Annotated in this window: 1 protein-coding gene; it reads right to left on the reverse strand. The window is 64.7% G+C overall.

Annotation, left to right across the window (positions count from 1 at the left end; genetic code table 11):
- Window positions 1-803 (reverse strand): crosslink repair DNA glycosylase YcaQ family protein (locus tag EN879_RS37395; RefSeq protein WP_164774916.1); only part of this gene is annotated, 803 nt, incomplete at its 3' end.
- Window positions 804-901: the final 98 nt, after the last annotated feature.

Here is a 901-nt window from a genome sequence, read left to right on the forward strand (position 1 = left end):
AGATAGGCCGGCTTGTCCCAGCCTTCGACACGCACCGGCAGCAACTCGCCCGTTTCAACCAGTTCCTCCAACCGGCCTTTCATATCGGCCGGCGACAGGCGGAAATAGTCGCGCAAATCGCTTGAAGTCGCCACGCCGTGGGCGCGGGCGGAAATGCGCAGCAATTCGCGGTGCGCGTCCTCAGGCGTCGGCACCGGCAGATCGAGGATCGCCTGCGGCAGCACGCGCTCGGGCAGGTCATAGAAGCGCTCGAAACCGCGGCGGTGCGCCGTGGTGATGCGGCCGGCCCAGAACAGCCATTCGAAGGCGTGTTTGGCATCGCTCCAGCCCCACCAGCCGCCCGAACCTTTCTGGCCCTCCAGCGCGGAAGCGGCGATCGGGCCGCGCTCGGCGACCTCGCGGTAGATCTCTTCGATGTAGGCGGCGTGCTCGCGGCCCCATTTGGCGAGACCCAGATACATTTCCTCGCCCCGCTCGGCGCGCTGCATGCGCCAGCGCATCAGCGGGTATGTCTCGACCGGCAGGAAGGACGCCTCGTGCGCCCAGTATTCGAAAACCGTGCGCTTACGCGTCACGGCCGCGTTGTCGAGCAGCGAGAACGGGTAGGGGCCAAGGCGCGAATAGAGCGGCATATAATGAGCGCGCACCACCGCGCTGACGGAATCGATCTGCAACAGGCCGGTGCGGGAGAGCGTGCGGGCAAAATGCCGGCGGTCGGGCGTGCCGGTCGGGCGAGGATCGAGGAACCCTTGGGCGGCAAGGGCGATGCGCCGGGCCATCGGGAGCGAGATCTTTTCCTTCATGCAGGTATCACTTTGACGTGTTTTGACCGAGGGTCGAATGGCTGATTCCAACCCATGCTAGCAGGGTTTTGGCAGCATTCATGTCAGGAGAGAAAAGT

This window comes from Mesorhizobium sp. M7A.F.Ca.AU.002.02.1.1 (assembly GCF_003998535.1).
Classification (GTDB): domain Bacteria; phylum Pseudomonadota; class Alphaproteobacteria; order Rhizobiales; family Rhizobiaceae; genus Mesorhizobium; species Mesorhizobium ciceri.